General features: G+C 52.0%; 15 protein-coding genes, 1 pseudogene and 1 riboswitch. All 16 genes and pseudogenes read right to left on the bottom strand.

Translation table 11 applies throughout. The features are described 5' to 3' along the window. Window positions 1-67: 67 nt before the first annotated feature. Window positions 68-721 carry an accessory gene regulator B family protein gene (locus tag NUV48_12065; GenBank protein ID MCR4442873.1) on the bottom strand — a complete coding sequence of 218 codons (654 nt, stop codon included), beginning with the start codon at window positions 719-721 and terminating at the stop codon, window positions 68-70. A gap of 72 nt (window positions 722-793) precedes the next feature. Further along, a complete protein-coding gene (locus NUV48_12060; GenBank protein MCR4442872.1) occupies window positions 794-1,651 on the bottom strand; it encodes a hydroxymethylglutaryl-CoA lyase in 858 nt (285 codons plus the stop codon). Between the two features lie 33 nt (window positions 1,652-1,684). Continuing rightward, a complete protein-coding gene (ribE, locus tag NUV48_12055; protein ID MCR4442871.1) occupies window positions 1,685-2,158 on the bottom strand; it encodes a 6,7-dimethyl-8-ribityllumazine synthase in 474 nt (157 codons plus the stop codon). A gap of 41 nt (window positions 2,159-2,199) precedes the next feature. After that, on the bottom strand, window positions 2,200-3,426 hold the full coding sequence (locus tag NUV48_12050) for a bifunctional 3,4-dihydroxy-2-butanone-4-phosphate synthase/GTP cyclohydrolase II (protein ID MCR4442870.1): 1,227 nt from the start codon (window positions 3,424-3,426) through the stop codon (window positions 2,200-2,202). A 28-nt stretch (window positions 3,427-3,454) separates the two neighbouring features. Continuing rightward, a complete protein-coding gene (locus tag NUV48_12045) occupies window positions 3,455-4,126 on the bottom strand; it encodes a riboflavin synthase (GenBank protein MCR4442869.1) in 672 nt (223 codons plus the stop codon). Next, complete coding sequence (gene ribD, locus NUV48_12040; GenBank protein ID MCR4442868.1) at window positions 4,107-5,228, bottom strand: bifunctional diaminohydroxyphosphoribosylaminopyrimidine deaminase/5-amino-6-(5-phosphoribosylamino)uracil reductase RibD; 1,122 nt, start codon at window positions 5,226-5,228, stop codon at window positions 4,107-4,109. Before ribD ends, NUV48_12045 begins: the two co-directional genes overlap by 20 nt. A 98-nt stretch (window positions 5,229-5,326) precedes the next feature. Further along, a riboswitch (FMN riboswitch) is annotated at window positions 5,327-5,462 on the bottom strand. Between the two features lie 122 nt (window positions 5,463-5,584). Further along, window positions 5,585-6,691 carry an iron ABC transporter substrate-binding protein gene (locus NUV48_12035; GenBank protein ID MCR4442867.1) on the bottom strand — a complete coding sequence of 369 codons (1,107 nt, stop codon included), beginning with the start codon at window positions 6,689-6,691 and terminating at the stop codon, window positions 5,585-5,587. 90 nt (window positions 6,692-6,781) lie between these two features. Next, window positions 6,782-7,534, bottom strand: coding sequence for an ABC transporter ATP-binding protein (locus NUV48_12030; protein MCR4442866.1), 753 nt, complete (start codon window positions 7,532-7,534; stop codon window positions 6,782-6,784). After that, window positions 7,531-8,569: pseudogene (locus NUV48_12025) on the bottom strand (iron ABC transporter permease). The gene NUV48_12030 and the pseudogene NUV48_12025 overlap by 4 nt, the downstream one beginning before the upstream one ends. A gap of 85 nt (window positions 8,570-8,654) precedes the next feature. Next, window positions 8,655-9,185, bottom strand: coding sequence for an FmdE family protein (locus tag NUV48_12020; protein ID MCR4442865.1), 531 nt, complete (start codon window positions 9,183-9,185; stop codon window positions 8,655-8,657). Window positions 9,186-9,440: 255 nt separating this feature from the next. Beyond that, complete coding sequence (locus NUV48_12015) at window positions 9,441-10,124, bottom strand: DUF2461 domain-containing protein (protein MCR4442864.1); 684 nt, start codon at window positions 10,122-10,124, stop codon at window positions 9,441-9,443. 242 nt (window positions 10,125-10,366) lie between these two features. Next, window positions 10,367-10,663 (bottom strand): nucleotidyltransferase family protein, encoded by a 297-nt coding sequence (locus NUV48_12010; GenBank protein MCR4442863.1) that lies wholly within the window; start codon window positions 10,661-10,663, stop codon window positions 10,367-10,369. Window positions 10,664-10,866: 203 nt separating this feature from the next. Next, window positions 10,867-12,219, bottom strand: coding sequence for a tetratricopeptide repeat protein (locus tag NUV48_12005; protein ID MCR4442862.1), 1,353 nt, complete (start codon window positions 12,217-12,219; stop codon window positions 10,867-10,869). Then, window positions 12,216-12,794: a hypothetical protein gene (locus NUV48_12000; GenBank protein ID MCR4442861.1), complete on the bottom strand. Its 579-nt coding sequence runs from the start codon at window positions 12,792-12,794 to the stop codon at window positions 12,216-12,218. Before NUV48_12000 ends, NUV48_12005 begins: the two co-directional genes overlap by 4 nt. Further along, a complete protein-coding gene (locus NUV48_11995) occupies window positions 12,787-14,505 on the bottom strand; it encodes an Hsp70 family protein (protein MCR4442860.1) in 1,719 nt (572 codons plus the stop codon). The genes NUV48_12000 and NUV48_11995 overlap by 8 nt, the downstream gene beginning before the upstream one ends. Further along, the gene (locus NUV48_11990) at window positions 14,502-15,086 is read right to left on the bottom strand and encodes a nucleotide exchange factor GrpE (GenBank protein MCR4442859.1); all 585 of its coding nucleotides are present in this window, start codon (window positions 15,084-15,086) and stop codon (window positions 14,502-14,504) included. Before NUV48_11990 ends, NUV48_11995 begins: the two co-directional genes overlap by 4 nt. Between the last annotated feature and the right edge of the window lie 68 nt (window positions 15,087-15,154).

The raw sequence follows: 15,154 nt of genomic DNA, 5'->3' as shown, positions 1-15,154 counted from the left end.
CGTTCCTTTCAACGCTTGTGCTGTTTGGCCCCCTGAACATAGCAATTAGCTCTTTATCATTAATTTATTAAGTTTCCGTCTTTTTTTCGTAAGCCGCCTTCCTTTTGCCTAAACCGTTCTTAATCGATTCAAAGAACACATGGCCGGCGGGCGTCACCGTGAACGTCTCCAGCAGCACCGCAAAGCACAGGGCCAGCACCGCCATCCCGGCGCCAAGAAAGACCAGCAGCGTCACCGTCAAAAGCCATATGCCCAGCCAGGCCGCCGACAGCATCTTTAACTTTTTCCTCTTCGCCTCTTCCGTAATCCTTTTGTTGGGCGTATCGCTGGGAGCGTACCTGAGAACCGCATAAAGACCAAAGGCGAAGGTGACAGCTGCCAGCACGCCGAGTTGGGCCGCGCTCCAGTAATAACCCGTGTGCTGCGCCGTAAGCCCGGCTGCCGTAAACAACGCGAGGGACACGAGCAGGCATTTCCCGTATGTGTCCATGTGATAGCCGCCGGCAAGCAGCCTCAGGGTCCCGAAGGTAAAGGCGATCAACACCGACGGCAGGAGTATGCCCAGCAGCAGCGATACGGCCGCCAGCACAGCACCTTTGACCAGGGCGCCGATTATTATTTGAAAACCGTAATAATACACCGCCCTTTGCTGGTGGCTTTCGTTCATGATACCGGCCAGTTGGACGGCACAGCCGTAAGCCCATTTGTTCACGAACCGCATTTTTCGCCCCCCTGAAATTGACACCTGTATTTACTTATTTCTTCAATTTTTTCAAAAAACCTCTATTTTTGTTTACACGGCCCCTGTCTGCGTCCTTACCATTCTCGCCGCCTCGAAGAGCCGGGGCAAATCGACGTTCGTCCTGATGCCCATCCGGTGCAGCATATTCACCAGGTCTTCCGTGGCAATGTTGCCCGACGCGCCGGGTGAAAAAGGGCAGCCGCCCAGGCCGCCTACCGACGAGTCAAAAACGGTGACCCCCTGCTGCAAGGCCGCCACCACGTTGGCTAAACCCATCCCGCCGGTGTCGTGCAGGTGCAGGCCGTATTTCAGGCCGCCGAAGTGGCTGTTGATCTTGCTCAAAACGTCCTCCACCTGCCGCGGGTTGGCCATCCCGGTCGTATCGCACAGGCATATCTCGTCAACCGGCAGGGAAAGGCCCCTCTCCATCATCTCGATGACCTGTCCGACGGGAACATCTCCCTGGAATGGACAGCCGAAGGCGGTGGCTATGCCTAATTTTATCCGCAGTTCCGGCAGTTCGTTTTTTAGCGCTTGCAATTCCTCGAACGAACCGGCGATCGTCCTCCGGACGTTCTGCATGTTGTGGCGCTCGCTGGCCGAAATGACAAAGGTTACCTCCTTGATGCCCGCCTCGAACGCCGCCCTGGCCCCCGCCAGGTTAGGCACGAGAGCAATAAACTCCGCCGCCCCGAACTCCCGTATTCCTTTCGCCACCAGCGCCGCATCGCGCATCTGCGGTACCGACCGGGGGTTAACGAAAGAGGTCACTTCGATCCTTTTTAGGTTCGCTTCCAGCAGCGCCGCAATAACCTTCAATTTTTTCTCGGTTGGGATCCAGGCTTCGACGTTCTGAAAACCGTCCCTCGGCCCCACCTCGACCACCTGGACTTCTGCGGGATAACTCATTTTCCCTGCCGGTCCCCCTTTTTCTTCATGCTTTTAAGGTCTGGCAGGCCTGATCTTTTTCAACAGGTCGGCCATTTCTATGGCGGAAACCGCGGCTTCAAAGCCCTTGTTGCCCGCCTTGCTGCCCGCTCTTTCAATCGCCTGCTCGATGTTCTCGGTGGTCAGCACGCCAAAAATTACGGGAATGCCGCTGGACAGACCGACCTGGGCTATCCCTTTGGTCGTTTCAGCGGCTATATACTCGTAGTGCGGCGTAGCCCCGCGGATCACGGTCCCCAAACATATAACCGCGTCATACCCCCTGGCCGCCATGTGTTTTGCGGCCAAAGGTATTTCAAAAGCGCCGGGAACCCAGGCCACTTCTATATCGGCTTCGCTAACCCCGTGCCGGACCAGGGCGTCCAGGGCGCCGTCCAGGAGTTTGCTGGTGATAAATTCGTTGAAGCGGCTCGCCACTATGCCTATTTTCAGATTTTCGCCGATGAGTTTTCCTTCATACATTTTCATCTTGCCGATAACCTCCTAACAATAATGGTTTAAACCGAAGTTTACATGTTTTTGTTCTGTTTAATGTTCAACAGGTGCCCCAGGCGTTCCCTTTTGGTGGAAAGGTACTTGAGATTGCAGGGGTTGGGCGCCACCTCCAGGGGCACGCGTTCCACAACCTTCAATCCGTAACCCTCCAGGCCGGCTATTTTGCGGGGGTTGTTGGTCAGCAGCCTGATTTTTTTAATGCCCAGATCGGCCAGGATTTGGGCTCCTATGCCGTAGTCCCTGAGATCGGCGGGGAATCCCAGGTGCTCATTGGCCTGAACGGTATCCATTCCCTCATCCTGCAGGCGGTACGCTTTGAGTTTATTGAGCAACCCTATGCCGCGCCCTTCCTGGCGCATGTATAAGAACACGCCGCGCCCGGCCTTTTCGATGGTCAGCAGGGCCTGCCTCAGCTGGTCGCCGCAGTCGCAGCGCAGGGACCCCAGGGTATCTCCGGTCAGGCATTCGGAGTGGACCCGCGCCAGGACAGGTTCTTCGCCCGCAACCTCGCCTTTAACCAGGGCCAGGTGCACCTCCCCTTCCAGGATGTCCTTATAGGCATGGGCTGTAAAGCTGCCGTGCCTCGTCGGCATGTTCACCGCGGTTATTTTTTCGATCAGCTTTTCCTTCTGTCTCCGGTAACGGATCAGGTCGGCAATGGTAATGACCTTCAAATTGTGAAGGCGGGCGAAATTTATCAACTGCGGCACGCGGGCCATGGTTCCGTCTTCATTCATAATCTCGCAGATAACACCCGCCGGGTAAAGGCCGGCCAGTTTGGCCAGGTCGACGGAAGCCTCAGTGTGCCCGGCCCTCTTCAGCACGCCCCCTTCCCTGCAGCGCAGGGGAAAGACATGCCCGGGCCTGCGCAGGTCTTGCGGCCTGCACGAGGGGTCAAGCACCCGCTTGATGGTCTGGGCCCTCTCAAAGGCGGAAATGCCCGTGGTGGTCGTCGCGTCGTCAATAGAAACGGTAAAAGCCGTCCCCAGGTTGTCGCTGTTGCTGGCGACCATCGGCCCGATCTCCAGCTGGTCCAGTCTCTCGCCGGTAACAGGCAGGCAGATTAAACCACGCCCGTGGGTGGCCATGAAATTTATGGCCTCCGGAGTGACCCACTGGGCCGCCATGACCAGGTCCCCTTCGTTTTCCCTGTCCTCGTCGTCAACGACAATGATTATTTTACCCTTCTTTATATCCTCAAGGGCCTCTTCAATCGTGTTAAAAACAAACTCCCCGTCCATGTTTTCACCTCGACTTTTTGCTTCTTTATTATACGAACCCGTGTTCAGCCAGGAAGGAGAGGCTCAGACCTCCTGCTTCGCTGTTCTTCAGAGCATCATCCTGTCCTTTATTTGCTCCCCCGGAAAGTTTTCCAAGATACCTGGCGATCAAATCAGCCTCGATGTTCACCTTGTCCCCCGCCTTTTTAAACCCCAGAGTCGTCATACCACGCGTGTGCGGGATCAGGGACACGGTAAAGCTTCCGGAGTTCACCCCGGTAATGGTTAAACTGATCCCGTCGACCGCCACGGAACCCCTGGGAACCAGGTACTTCTCCAGGAGCGGGGGATAGCTGATTTCCGTTATTAAGGCAATATCATGACTGGTTTGCCGTATGATGGTCCCCACTCCATCCACATGACCGCTGACCAGGTGCCCGCCCAGGCGGTCGCTTAAACGCAGCGCCCTTTCCAGGTTTACTTTCTCACCGGGTCTTAGGTCGCCCAGGTTGGTTTTGCTCAAGGTTTCGGCCATCGCCTCGGCGGTAAAACCCAAGGAGTCGAATGCCGTTACCGTGAGACAGACCCCATTAACGGCTATGCTGTCTCCGGGTTTAACATCGGTCACGATTAACGGCGCCGAGACACGGAGCCTGGCCGAACTGGCTCCCTTGACGATGGACTGGAGCACGCCCAGCTCTTCAATGATTCCCGTAAACAGGATTAATCACTCCCTTCGTTTGAGGATAACCGGTTATCAAATAATCTGTTCCCAGGCGTTCTACGGACAGACCCTCAAGCCGGACCGCACCGGCCAGGGAGGGAAACCCTTCTCCGGCAAAAGGAACCGGGGCCTTTGTCCCGCCGATTATCCTGGGAGCGAGGTAAAAGTAATACTTATCCACCAGGTTTTCCCGCAAGAAACTGCCGTTAATGCGTCCCCCGCCCTCTACCAGAACGCTGGTTATCCCCATCTCTCCCAGGGTTTTCAGCAGTAAAGGCAGTTCGACCCGCGGTCCCTCATTAATCACCAGAACGCTCGCTTTCTGTTCAAGCAGGCTTCTTTTGCCCGCCGGAGACTGCGAAGTTGTGGCGATGATGGTCGGAGCCGGTGACTGCAAGTTCAGGACCCGCGCTTTCTCATCGATGGAAAGCCTGCTGTCCACGATGACCCGGGCAGGGTCTCGCCCTTCCCGCCCGGGCAAGCGGCAGGTTAAACTCGGGTCGTCGGCCGTGATGGTGCCTATGCCGACCAGTATGGCGTCATAGGCGTCGCGCAGCGTGTGCCCGTGCCGCCTGGCTTCCTCTCCAGTGATCCAGCGGGATTCGCCTGTTTCCGTCGCAATTTTACCGTCCAGGGAAATCGCCGTTTTCAAAGCCACAAAGGGGATTCCGGTCTGGATATACTTCAAATACACCTCATTGGTTTTACGCGCTTCTTCCTCCAGCAAACCTTCGGTAACTTCAATCCCATGTTCACGCAACCTGGCGATTCCCTTTCCGCCGACCAGGGGATTGGGGTCGCGCATGGCGACAAAAACACGTTTGATGCCCGCCCTGATGATCGCTTCCGTGCAGGGCGGGGTTCGTCCATAATGGTTACACGGTTCCAGGTTCACATAGAGGTCGGCCCCGGCGGCTTCAGCGCCCGCCTCGTTTAAGGCATGTACCTCGGCATGGGGTGTGCCTGCCTTCTGGTGGTATCCTTTTCCCACCACGGCATCCCCCTTCACCACCACCGCCCCTACCAGCGGGTTGGGGCTGGTGCGCCCGCACGCCTTTTTAGCCAGTTCCAGCGCCATTTTCATGTAGTCAATATTCATAATGAACCTCCGCGCAGCAGCAAAAACAAATCCCGGGAACAGAACTTCCCCCGGGAACAATCCGGCACGCGAGAAAAAGCACCTTTTATGCGGCCATTTCAATCCTTCTCCCATCCAGACTTTAACTGTCGGCCCCGGGATCTCACCAGAGTCTGCCTTAAGGCTCGCGGGCTGCCGCACTTTTCGGTGCGGATTACCGCCGGTATGGAATTCCACCTGTTCCCGAAGGAAATATGAACTTGTTTCTTATAAAATATAAACCATATGCAATTAAAATTCAAGCATCATTATTTTTTACTTTTTATTCGTAGCATAGAAAACAAGCGGTAGCTGGTTGCGCAGTGTGTTACCTCTCTTTAAGGCAGGGTCAACTTTTTAAACCCCCCAAAGTCCTTGGCCATTTGCGCGTAAAGCTGTTTGCCGAGCAGGGCTTGATAAATCTCATCGGCCTTTTTCTCCGGCTCAACATCTTTAAATTGCTCGGGATAAATCACTTTCCCCAGGTAATAGGCATCGGCTACAGCGGTACCAATATTCGTGGTGTAGTAATTGTACGGCAGCTGGGAATATAGTTCGCCCTTCTTCACTGCCGACAATGCTTTGTAAAACTGCGGGTTTTTCTGATAGTCCTGCTGGACCATCGGGTAACCGGCCAGATCGATAAAAATTATATCGGGGTTCCACTGGAGCAGTTTTTCCTTTTCAATCATCAAAGAACCGGTTTTGCCGGTTTCATCCACTACATTCCTGGCGTTTATCGCCTCAAACAAAGAATACTTGCCTTGTGTGCTCTCGATGCCGTGTGTCCCCCGAGCCCCTAAAGCGCCTACATACACGCTCGGCTTCTTGTTATCGGGAATATTTTTGGTGCGTTTAGCCAGGTCCTGCTTGCATTTCTCCATAAAATCAACCAAATCCTGGGCCTTCTTTTCCTGGCCTACAATTTTGCCGATAAGCTTCAGCGAACTGTAAACGGCGAGATCAAAGGTAGATACTTTCCCGTAGCTCAGGGCTACCACGGGCACGCCGGTTTTGGCCTGCAGTTCCTCAACAGCGGCCTTATCCGAGTTGTAGGCGGTAAATATTACGTCAGGCTTGACGGCAAGTATCTTCTCCGGATCGGGAGCGTTGTTGGGGCCGCCCGGTCCAATAACTGGGAGGTTCGTCAGTGAAGGGTTGGCGAGAAGGTACGGCCTCCCGGTGGGATTATCCTTTTCAATCTGCTCCACCCCCACCACCTTGTTCACACCGTTGACATAGCAATACAGCCTGAGCGCTCCAGGGCCGATGGCCACCACGCGTTCCGCCGGGACGGCCAGCGAAACCTGCCTTCCAAGCATGTCCGTTACTGTTGTTTTTGACCCGCCAGCGGCTTTTTGGGCGGTTTGGGAGCCGCAGCCGCCGAGGACAAAGGATGCCAGCAGCAGGGCTGCCAATAATAAACAGGCGCTTCTTCCACGCATTGTTCTATCCTCCTCGTAATTATCTTATTATATTCGACATTCAATATCCGGCTGTTATTCGACCGGTTAGCGAAATCCAACCTGTCTGCTTTACAGGGGAACAACCACCGGGACATCCCGGTATTTTTCGATCGTTACCGGAACAGAATAAACGCTCTCTATATTCTCCGGGGTCATCACCTCGATTCCGCCAGCCGCATAAATGTTCCCCTTTTTAAGAAGCAGGAACTTGTCGGCAAAGCGGAGAGCAAGGTTAAGGTCGTGCATGGTCACAATGGCGGCTATCTGCTGGCTTTTAACCACCCTTTTGATAATGCCGATCACTTCGAGCTGGTTTTTCAGGTCCAGGTTGCTGGTCGGTTCGTCGAGCAAAAGCACCTCCGGTTCCTGGGCCAGTGCCCGAGCAAGCACCACTTTCTGCAATTCCCCGCCGCTTAATTCATCCAGGTGCCTCAGAGAATAATCTTCCAGTTCCAGCAGCTGCAGAACGCGGTTCGTGATTTCCAGGTCCTTTGGGCAGACATCCCATTTAATATACGGCCTCCTGCCCAGCAGCACCGCGTCAAAAACAGTGGTCCTGGCGCACTCGTGCCTCTGAGGTACATACCCCATTCTCCGGGCCAGTTCCATCCTGCTTAGTTTCAAGACCTCATTTTCACAGATATACACGACACCCGACTGCGGTTTCAAAATACGGTTAAGGCACTTAAGCAAAGTGGACTTCCCAACCCCGTTTGTACCCAAAACGGCAAGGCATTCGCCTTTCGTCACGGAAAAATCAATGTCCTGAAACACGGAACGCCCCGGATACCTGAACTTCAAGCCATTAACGGAAAGGATCATCTCTGCTGATACCCCCTTGCCAACAGGTAAAGGAACAGCGGCGCTCCCAGGAAGGAAGTGATTGCTCCAACCGGCAAGACCACTGGTGAAATAATTGTCCGGGCCACGGTATCGGAAACCAGGAGCAGCAACGACCCCATCAACACCGAAGCCGGAACAAGAAAACGGTGATCCCCGCCGATTATTCTCCTCATAATCTGGGGACCGACAAGGCCAATGAAACCGATAATCCCCAGAAAGGACACCGCAACGGCGGTGATCAGGGAGGAGACAAACATGCCTCCCAGGCGCACCCGCTCCACGTTGACGCCCAACCCTTTGGCGGTCTCCTCCCCGCTGCCCAGGGCATTGTAGTCCCACCTTTTGAGCATGAAATAAATAACCGCCAGGCCAACCGCAACGGCCATGATGATTACTTCCTTCCAGGAAGCCCTACCCAAGTCGCCGAAGGTCCAAAAAACCACGGCTGCTATTTGCATATCCTGAGCAAAATACTGGATCAGGATGGTCGCGGCCGAAAAGAGCGAACCGATTGCTACGCCGGCCAGGATCATTGATTCCGGGGAAAACCCGCGGAACCTGGCCAGCAGGAGGATGGTCAGGGCAGCCGCCATCGACCAGGCAAAGGCCGATATCGTTACCAGGTAAGGATTGTTGATGATTACCGCATCAGTGCTCGTGCTCTGGATGCTGCCGGCTCCGAAACCAATAATGGCAATATTTGCTCCGAAGGCCGCGGCATTGGATATGCCTAAAGTGAAAGGGGAAGCCAGGGGGTTTTTAAGGTTGTTCTGCATCACGCAGCCGGCTGCCGACAACCCGGCGCCGGCAATAATCCCTGCCAGAACCCTGGGCAAGCGGATATTCCAAATAACCAATGCCGCTCCCACGGCCAAGAACAGCCATTAGAACCTGGTAGGGAGTCAGGTTGGCGGACCCGGCTTGAATGGCAAGCACCGCCAATACTACGTTCAACAGGACCAGAAGAAATATAACGGTTCTTTTTCTCCCGGTATACTGCTGGTAAACATCTATCCGGCACGGTTCTCCTGAGACGTACAATTCGTTTTTCACGGTTTCCCAATTCCTTTATCGAATATCGAAGCTCATTCTTCCCAATTTACCAGCCCCGGCTGTAATCGTGAAAACAGTCCAGGCAAACCTTTTTTCCGTCCTGAATCCTCGTTTTATGTTCAGGAATGCCTTCCCCGCATTTTTCGCAGACTTGCGTGGCAAACAACCTGGCCGTCTGCGGCAGGCTGAAATGCGGCCTTTTGAATTCAAACAGGTCTTCAAGTTTTGCCTGCAGGATGTACTCCTGGCGTTTCTCCCTGTCCATTTCTTCTTGAAAAGGTTTCAAGACAATCCTCAGCCCCTCGCCAGTCTTGCGCTTAAAAAAGGTAAAGGCCTGCTTGCCGGTCCCCCTGTAAATCAGGTTGCCTTTCCCCAGGCTGCAGCCTGTCAGGACCTGGACGGCGTCGACGCCGCAGGCGTCGTTTTCGGTGACGCAAACAATTTCTTCGTCTTGAGAAAAAGTGATCCCCATTTTGGCCTTGGCCGCTTCCACCGCCCTGACGCCGATAGCCAGACCTGGGCATTCATGGCCGTGAAATTCTACCGCTTTTCCCCAGGCAGTCGTTTGCCGAGACATTATCCCCTTCCCCCTTCAAAAAAATATAGCCATTTAAGCTGTACCGACCGCTCCTGCGGTCCGTTCAACCTTCATGGCTAACCGTCATTTTGTCGCTTAATCTTTTATTAGATCCAACGTCCCGCGAACTTTCTTAGTTCGCCGTTTGGGGAATATTATACACCAGCGGACCCCAAAAATCCACGGGCTTTTTTTCGCTTTGGCGGCATTTTAGCTCTTTGCGGCTATCGAGCCGAGGAGTCGCGCCGGCGGCCGTCAGTTGCTTGCCAGCGCCTTGCCTCTCAGCTGCAAAAAGAAATTATATGCCGGTTCCAATGCCTTGAACCCGCCGGCAATATCCTCCGCCAGCCGGGAGCTGAACAGGCGCTCGTCCGCTTTTTTGTTGCAGACGAAGTATATCTCCCTTCGCTGGTGCCATTCTTGCAGATCATCCGGCAGCTCAGGGTTCAATACCCTTTTATATTTTTCACCTTCCAGAACAAATTCGCGCTGGTTTTTATAAATGGAGTTGATCATCTCAAACCCTTTGTCCCTTTTAAGAATCAGTTCTCTTAATCTTTCCAGCGTCTCCTTCGGGATTTCGTAAAACCCCATGCCGTAGCGATAGTAGTCCGGAAACACCTCAAAGAAATATGTCGGTTCGGCCTTCCAATCCTTATACACCCTCTTGAAGGCCAGCCACATGTTTGTCCTGTAGGGCGTTTTGTCCCGTGAAAATCTTATGTCTCTGTGTATTCGCGAAACGCATTTGCGGGGATTGCTTTCAAAATAGGGGTCAATGGTCAGCATAAACGGTCCAAGCTCCGCTGCCAGTTCCCGAAACGGCAGCAGCAGGTGCTTTTCATAATCTGCGCGGTGTGCTTCGAACCATTCCTTGTTGTTGTTGGCCGCAAGATCCTTGAGGTAATCTATGGTTGCTTGTGAAAAACCTTCGAACATCAGCGTTTTCCCCCGTTTTCGCCTCGAATTGGCCAATGTTCCAGCCTCACCGGTTATCCTCGTAAAGCCGTTGCTACATACCGTGGTTTTGGGAGCAAGATAAATGAAAAAGCAATAAAAAATATGGTCGAGAATGTCAGTATTCCGGTGATAAGGTAAAAAGAATAAGAATCAAACGCAACATGAAGACTAGCTTTTGTTCAAGCACCTGCAACGATTTCGAACCAGTAGTGAAGCGAGAATCAGTTTATTGAAAAGAAAGTACGGTTTAAAATTTTGTCTTTAATCCTTGGCTTTAAAGCTGTAACTGTTGTTAAATCGACCTTCTTATTGAACAATTCTTCAAGATAGAACTTCAGATCAATAAACTCAAACCCAACAGGCTTTGAGAATTCTACCAGAATGTCAATATCACTATCATCGGTTTGCTCATTCCGGGCAAAAGAACCAAATACACCGATTCGCTCAACATGATACTTCTCTTTCAATACTGCTTTATTCTTCTTAAGTTTTTCATTTATAATCTCTTTATTAAGCATAGACATCAACCCCTTTCAGAACAACACTATTTATTTTTAATATACCATATTCCCGCTCTAACAATGAGTGGAATTCCATGCTGCAGAGAGCGACGTCCAGCGGCCTTAAGGCGATGTCTGATCCCAGAACCGCTCGGGGATTGGCGCACAACTGCCCCGGCTTCACGGCGCCACCTGGAACAAAGGTTTAAGTCCGTAGCCAATCAGGCTTTTGCACCGCAGCATTTTTTGTATTTTTTCCCGCTTCCGCAGGGGCACGGATCATTGCGTCCTATCTTGGGCTCGGGACGCCGGTATGGTTGCGGGAACATCTCGTAACCTTTCTCATCATTGTCTGATTCGAATCTATCGGGCAACAGCCTTTGGTATTTTTTATACCTCTTTGTGTAAGTTTCAAACAGGTAATCTTGCTTTCTGGGATTGAGTACTTTGTCAAAAAATTCCTTTTTCATGTTGTATAGCTCCGGGTAGGAGCTTTTCAGCCGCAAGACGTCCTTTCTGTAATACTCAATATCAGTCACGATTTCCAGCTCATAGAAAAATTGCGTGATTGCACAGTCAAGGCAGTACTTGTTGTTACACTTGTGCAGCTCAAAATTGAGCATTTCTGCCAAACTGTCATCGATGGATGGGTCATCTTGAAGCTTTTTAATCTCCGCCGAAATAACATACTGGGCGTCGATGCTCTTTTTAATCTTGTTAAGTTCCTCGTCGCCCGGCAGCAAGGCAAAGGCAGCGTCAATTGTGGCCGCCGACTCTTCATATAATCCTTTGCTGTGGATCGTTTTCGCCAGAGTAGCTAAGAACCAGGCGACGTTGGCTCTTTCTTCTTCCTTTTCAATCGCCTTGTTCTTCATCTCCTCAAGGTGCTTCTTCATGCTGGTAAGATCATGGGAGTAAATATCGATCTGGATTATATGATAATACAGCTCAAGGTTGTCCCAGCCTCTCCTGTTGCTGACTTCAAGCCCTTCCCGCACTACTTCAATGGCGCTGTCGTAATCTTTGGTCGCCAGGTAACAATCAATTAGTCCCAGCCAAAGCGAAAGGTTGTCCTCGTCAAGCGTCAAAGCCCGGCGGTACTGTTCCACCGCTTTTTTATACCACCCGCGCATGGCATAGGCATGGGCAAGCTGGCGCGCAAAGCCGGCGTTGTTTCTTTCCTTGTCCGTAAGCTCCTCAAAAATACGGATGGCCTTGCCGCTGTTTTCATTCCGCAAATATGCCTCGCCCAAAAGACTGTTCACCACGGAGAAATCCCGGTACACTTTGACAACCCTCTCTAGCAGGCGGATGGCTTCTTCAGCCCTCCCGCCGGCCAGCGCTTTTTGCCCTTCCCGGAAATACAACTTAACCACGTCGGGCATGGAATCAACCATGTCGTACTGGCGGCGCGTATTCTCGTCAATCAGGACCTCGTATGCCTCCCGGATTTTCATGAACTCTTCGGGATGCCGGTCGGGCGGGAAGACCCTGACAAGCGAAAAATAGGCCTTTTTTATCTCGGCTGCCGTGGCGTTTTTGGCGATGTCAAGCGTCCGGTAATAGTCCTTCATTTATCTTTCATCTCATTTCTTTTGAATAGTCTTTCTTTCCACTTGAGAAATTTATAGCTCAGGCGATTTTCCATTTCGGCTAAGTATAGCCGGGCGTCGGTATTGGATTTGTCAAGGGACAAAACGGTTGTCCAACATTTGACTGCCGCGTTTGTCCTACCGCCAAGCGCCCACAAAACACCCAGACAATTAAGGAGGCCGACGGATAAATCAAACCGGCTGCAGATTTCTTTGCTCAAGGTCCCGGCGGCCTGTCGGTATTTTTCGTTCCGGCAGAGGAAGGCAATCTCGGAAAAATGCGGTTCGGTTTCTTCCAGGGCATTTCTTAGATCCGCCAGGTAATCGCCGGCCGCGTTTCCCTCCCGGCGTATATCCACACTCCGCGTCCAGCAGTATTCTGCCATTTTGTACTTCCCCAGCCGGTAATAACAAAGGCCCACCAGGTTCCAGGCCTCAAGATTTTCGCTGTCACAACTTACAGCTTTGGCCAGGTTTTGTACAGCTGCGCCAACCCGATCTTTTCTCGCCAGCCGCAGCCCCTGGTTATAATAAAAGCGCGACAGACTTTCAAACATTCATTTCCTCCGTCAGTTCATAAATGATCTCATGAAGCTCTTCTTTGTACGCATCAAGCTTTTCCGGCTTCTCACCCTGCACTAACCCTGTCTTTATCTTCCTGATCAGGCTTTCTATTTCCGGGGCATAGAACTGTGCTTGTCCATTTTCCACCAGCCGGCCGGCTTTCTTAATAATCGCCCTGTATTTTTTGGCATTAGGCGCTTTTTCCCATCCTTCCGGTTCAATCTCTTGGACCATTTCCACGCCGGTTGTCTCAATCACCAGGTTGGCTTTTTTCCCCGTGCTTACTATTTTTCCTTCCACCTGGAGGATACCGTTGACATCATATGAAAAGGTGACACTGATCTTTTCCTGTAAGGCGGGAGCCGGCGGAATGCCTTTTAACAGGAACTTCCCCAAGAAATTATTGTAAGATGCTTTTTTATATTCTCCCTGGTAGACATTGATCTCCACCGCGGTTTGGTTGTCGGCAACCGTCCCGTATATCTTCTCCTTGACCACCGGTATCGTGACATTTCTCGGGATAATGACGTCATAGACGTCGGTAACCGGAAAACCGCCGACATAGCTGAGTATGGATGTGCCGAGCGTGTATGGGCAAACATCGGTGATTAATATGTCCTTCTCCGCGGACAATTGGTTGTTGAGAAGGCCCGCCTGAACAGCCGCGCCTCTGACCACTGCCAGGTCCGGATCAATCAGCGGCTGCGGCGATTTTCCCAAAGTATTCTCAATGAAACACCGCACATACGGGATGCGGGTTGAGCCGCCGACAAGCAGGATAAGGTCAATATCCGCAGCGCTGAGGCGCGCATCCGCCAAGGCCGTATAGATCTGTTTGGCCGTGGAATCGATCATCTCTTTGATCAGGCCTTCAAATGTCTCCCTGCTTACCGTCTCCTCAAGGGAAACCGGATTTCCCTTCGCGTTGGCAAAGAATGGAATTAGCAGGTGGTGTTCCTGGTATTCACTCAGGTCTATCTTGCATTTTTCCACCGCTTCTTTCAAGCGCATCAGCGCTCGTTTGTCCTCGGAAACATCCACGCCGTATTGAGCGGTAAACCTTTCCAGGAGGTAATCCATGAGCCGCTGGTCGAAGTCTTTCCCGCCGAGCTGGTTGTTGCCGCTGCTAGCCTTAACGTCAAGAACGCCTTCAAACATTTCCAGGACTGTCACATCAAGCGTTCCGCCGCCCAGATCATAGACCAGGATGTTCTGGCATTCCTTCATATGTTCGAGTCCGAAGTCAAGCGCCGCGGCAGTGGGTTCGTTGATGATGCGCTCCACTTGGATTCCGGCCAGTTTTCCCGCTTCCACGGTAGCGCGTCTTTGCGTATCGGAAAAATAGGCGGGTACAGTTATAACCGCTCTGTCAACGTCTTCACCCAAATACTTGCGTGCGCACTCAATGAGATAGGACAAAATGTAAGAGGAAATTTGCTGCGGAGTGTACTCTTTGCCCCCCATGGAAACCGTCGCACCGCTGCCCATTAATCGCTTAACCTCAATCACCGTATCTTCCGGTTTCAACAAAAGTTGGTCCCGGGCCTCTTTTCCGACGATAATCCTTCCGTCAGAAGACAGACCGACGACCGATGGGGTGATGTATTCTCCCAGGTGGTTGGAAATGACAAGCGGTTTTCCTTCTTTTAGGACTGCAATTTCCGATGTCGATGTGCCTAGATCAATGCCCACGATGATGCTCATTGCTCATATGCCTCCGTCAGTTTATTCACAATAACCTGTGCCTTTCTTAACAAATGCGATTGATACATGTACCCGCAGCGCAACACCTCAAGAATCGTCCCGCTGGGGAGATTATTGTTCTCTTTTACCTCTACCGCGGAATGGAACCGGGGATCAAAGGGAGTGTTTTCACCCTCGATACGGATTATTCCATGCAGCAGCAGTTTTGCCGATGTATTTTTCCACAAAAGCTGCATTTGTTCGGACCAGGTGCCGCGTTCATGTTGCAAGGAATACCGGTAGATGTCTTCTAGCTGGTCAAGCACTTCCACCAATCCCTGGACAAGTGAACGCTTTTCGTCCTCGCAGGCGGCTATCGCCCTTTGCTGCTCGGCTATATGCTTGTCCTTCTCCTTTTCTTCCAGGTGCTGCGACAAAACTTCCTCAAGTTGCATGTTGGCATTGTTCAGTTCCTTGCCAATGCGCTTGAGGGTTGAATTAAAAGCCTCGATAACCTGTGCTGTCTCGTAATAATACCCGGTAAATTCAGCATCTATGGCAAAAAAATCGAATTTTGCCAGCTCTTTTCTAAAATCGATCATCCTGCTTTGTTTCTCCCGTCCCAAAATTTATCGTGTATATTTTAACACATGTTAGAGTTAATGCTAAC

The sequence above is a fragment of the Peptococcaceae bacterium genome (genome assembly GCA_024655825.1).
GTDB lineage: Bacteria > Bacillota > Peptococcia > DRI-13 > PHAD01 > JANLFJ01.
The sequence above is the reverse complement of the archived record's forward strand: the minus strand, read 5'-3'. Positions and strand labels throughout refer to the sequence as shown.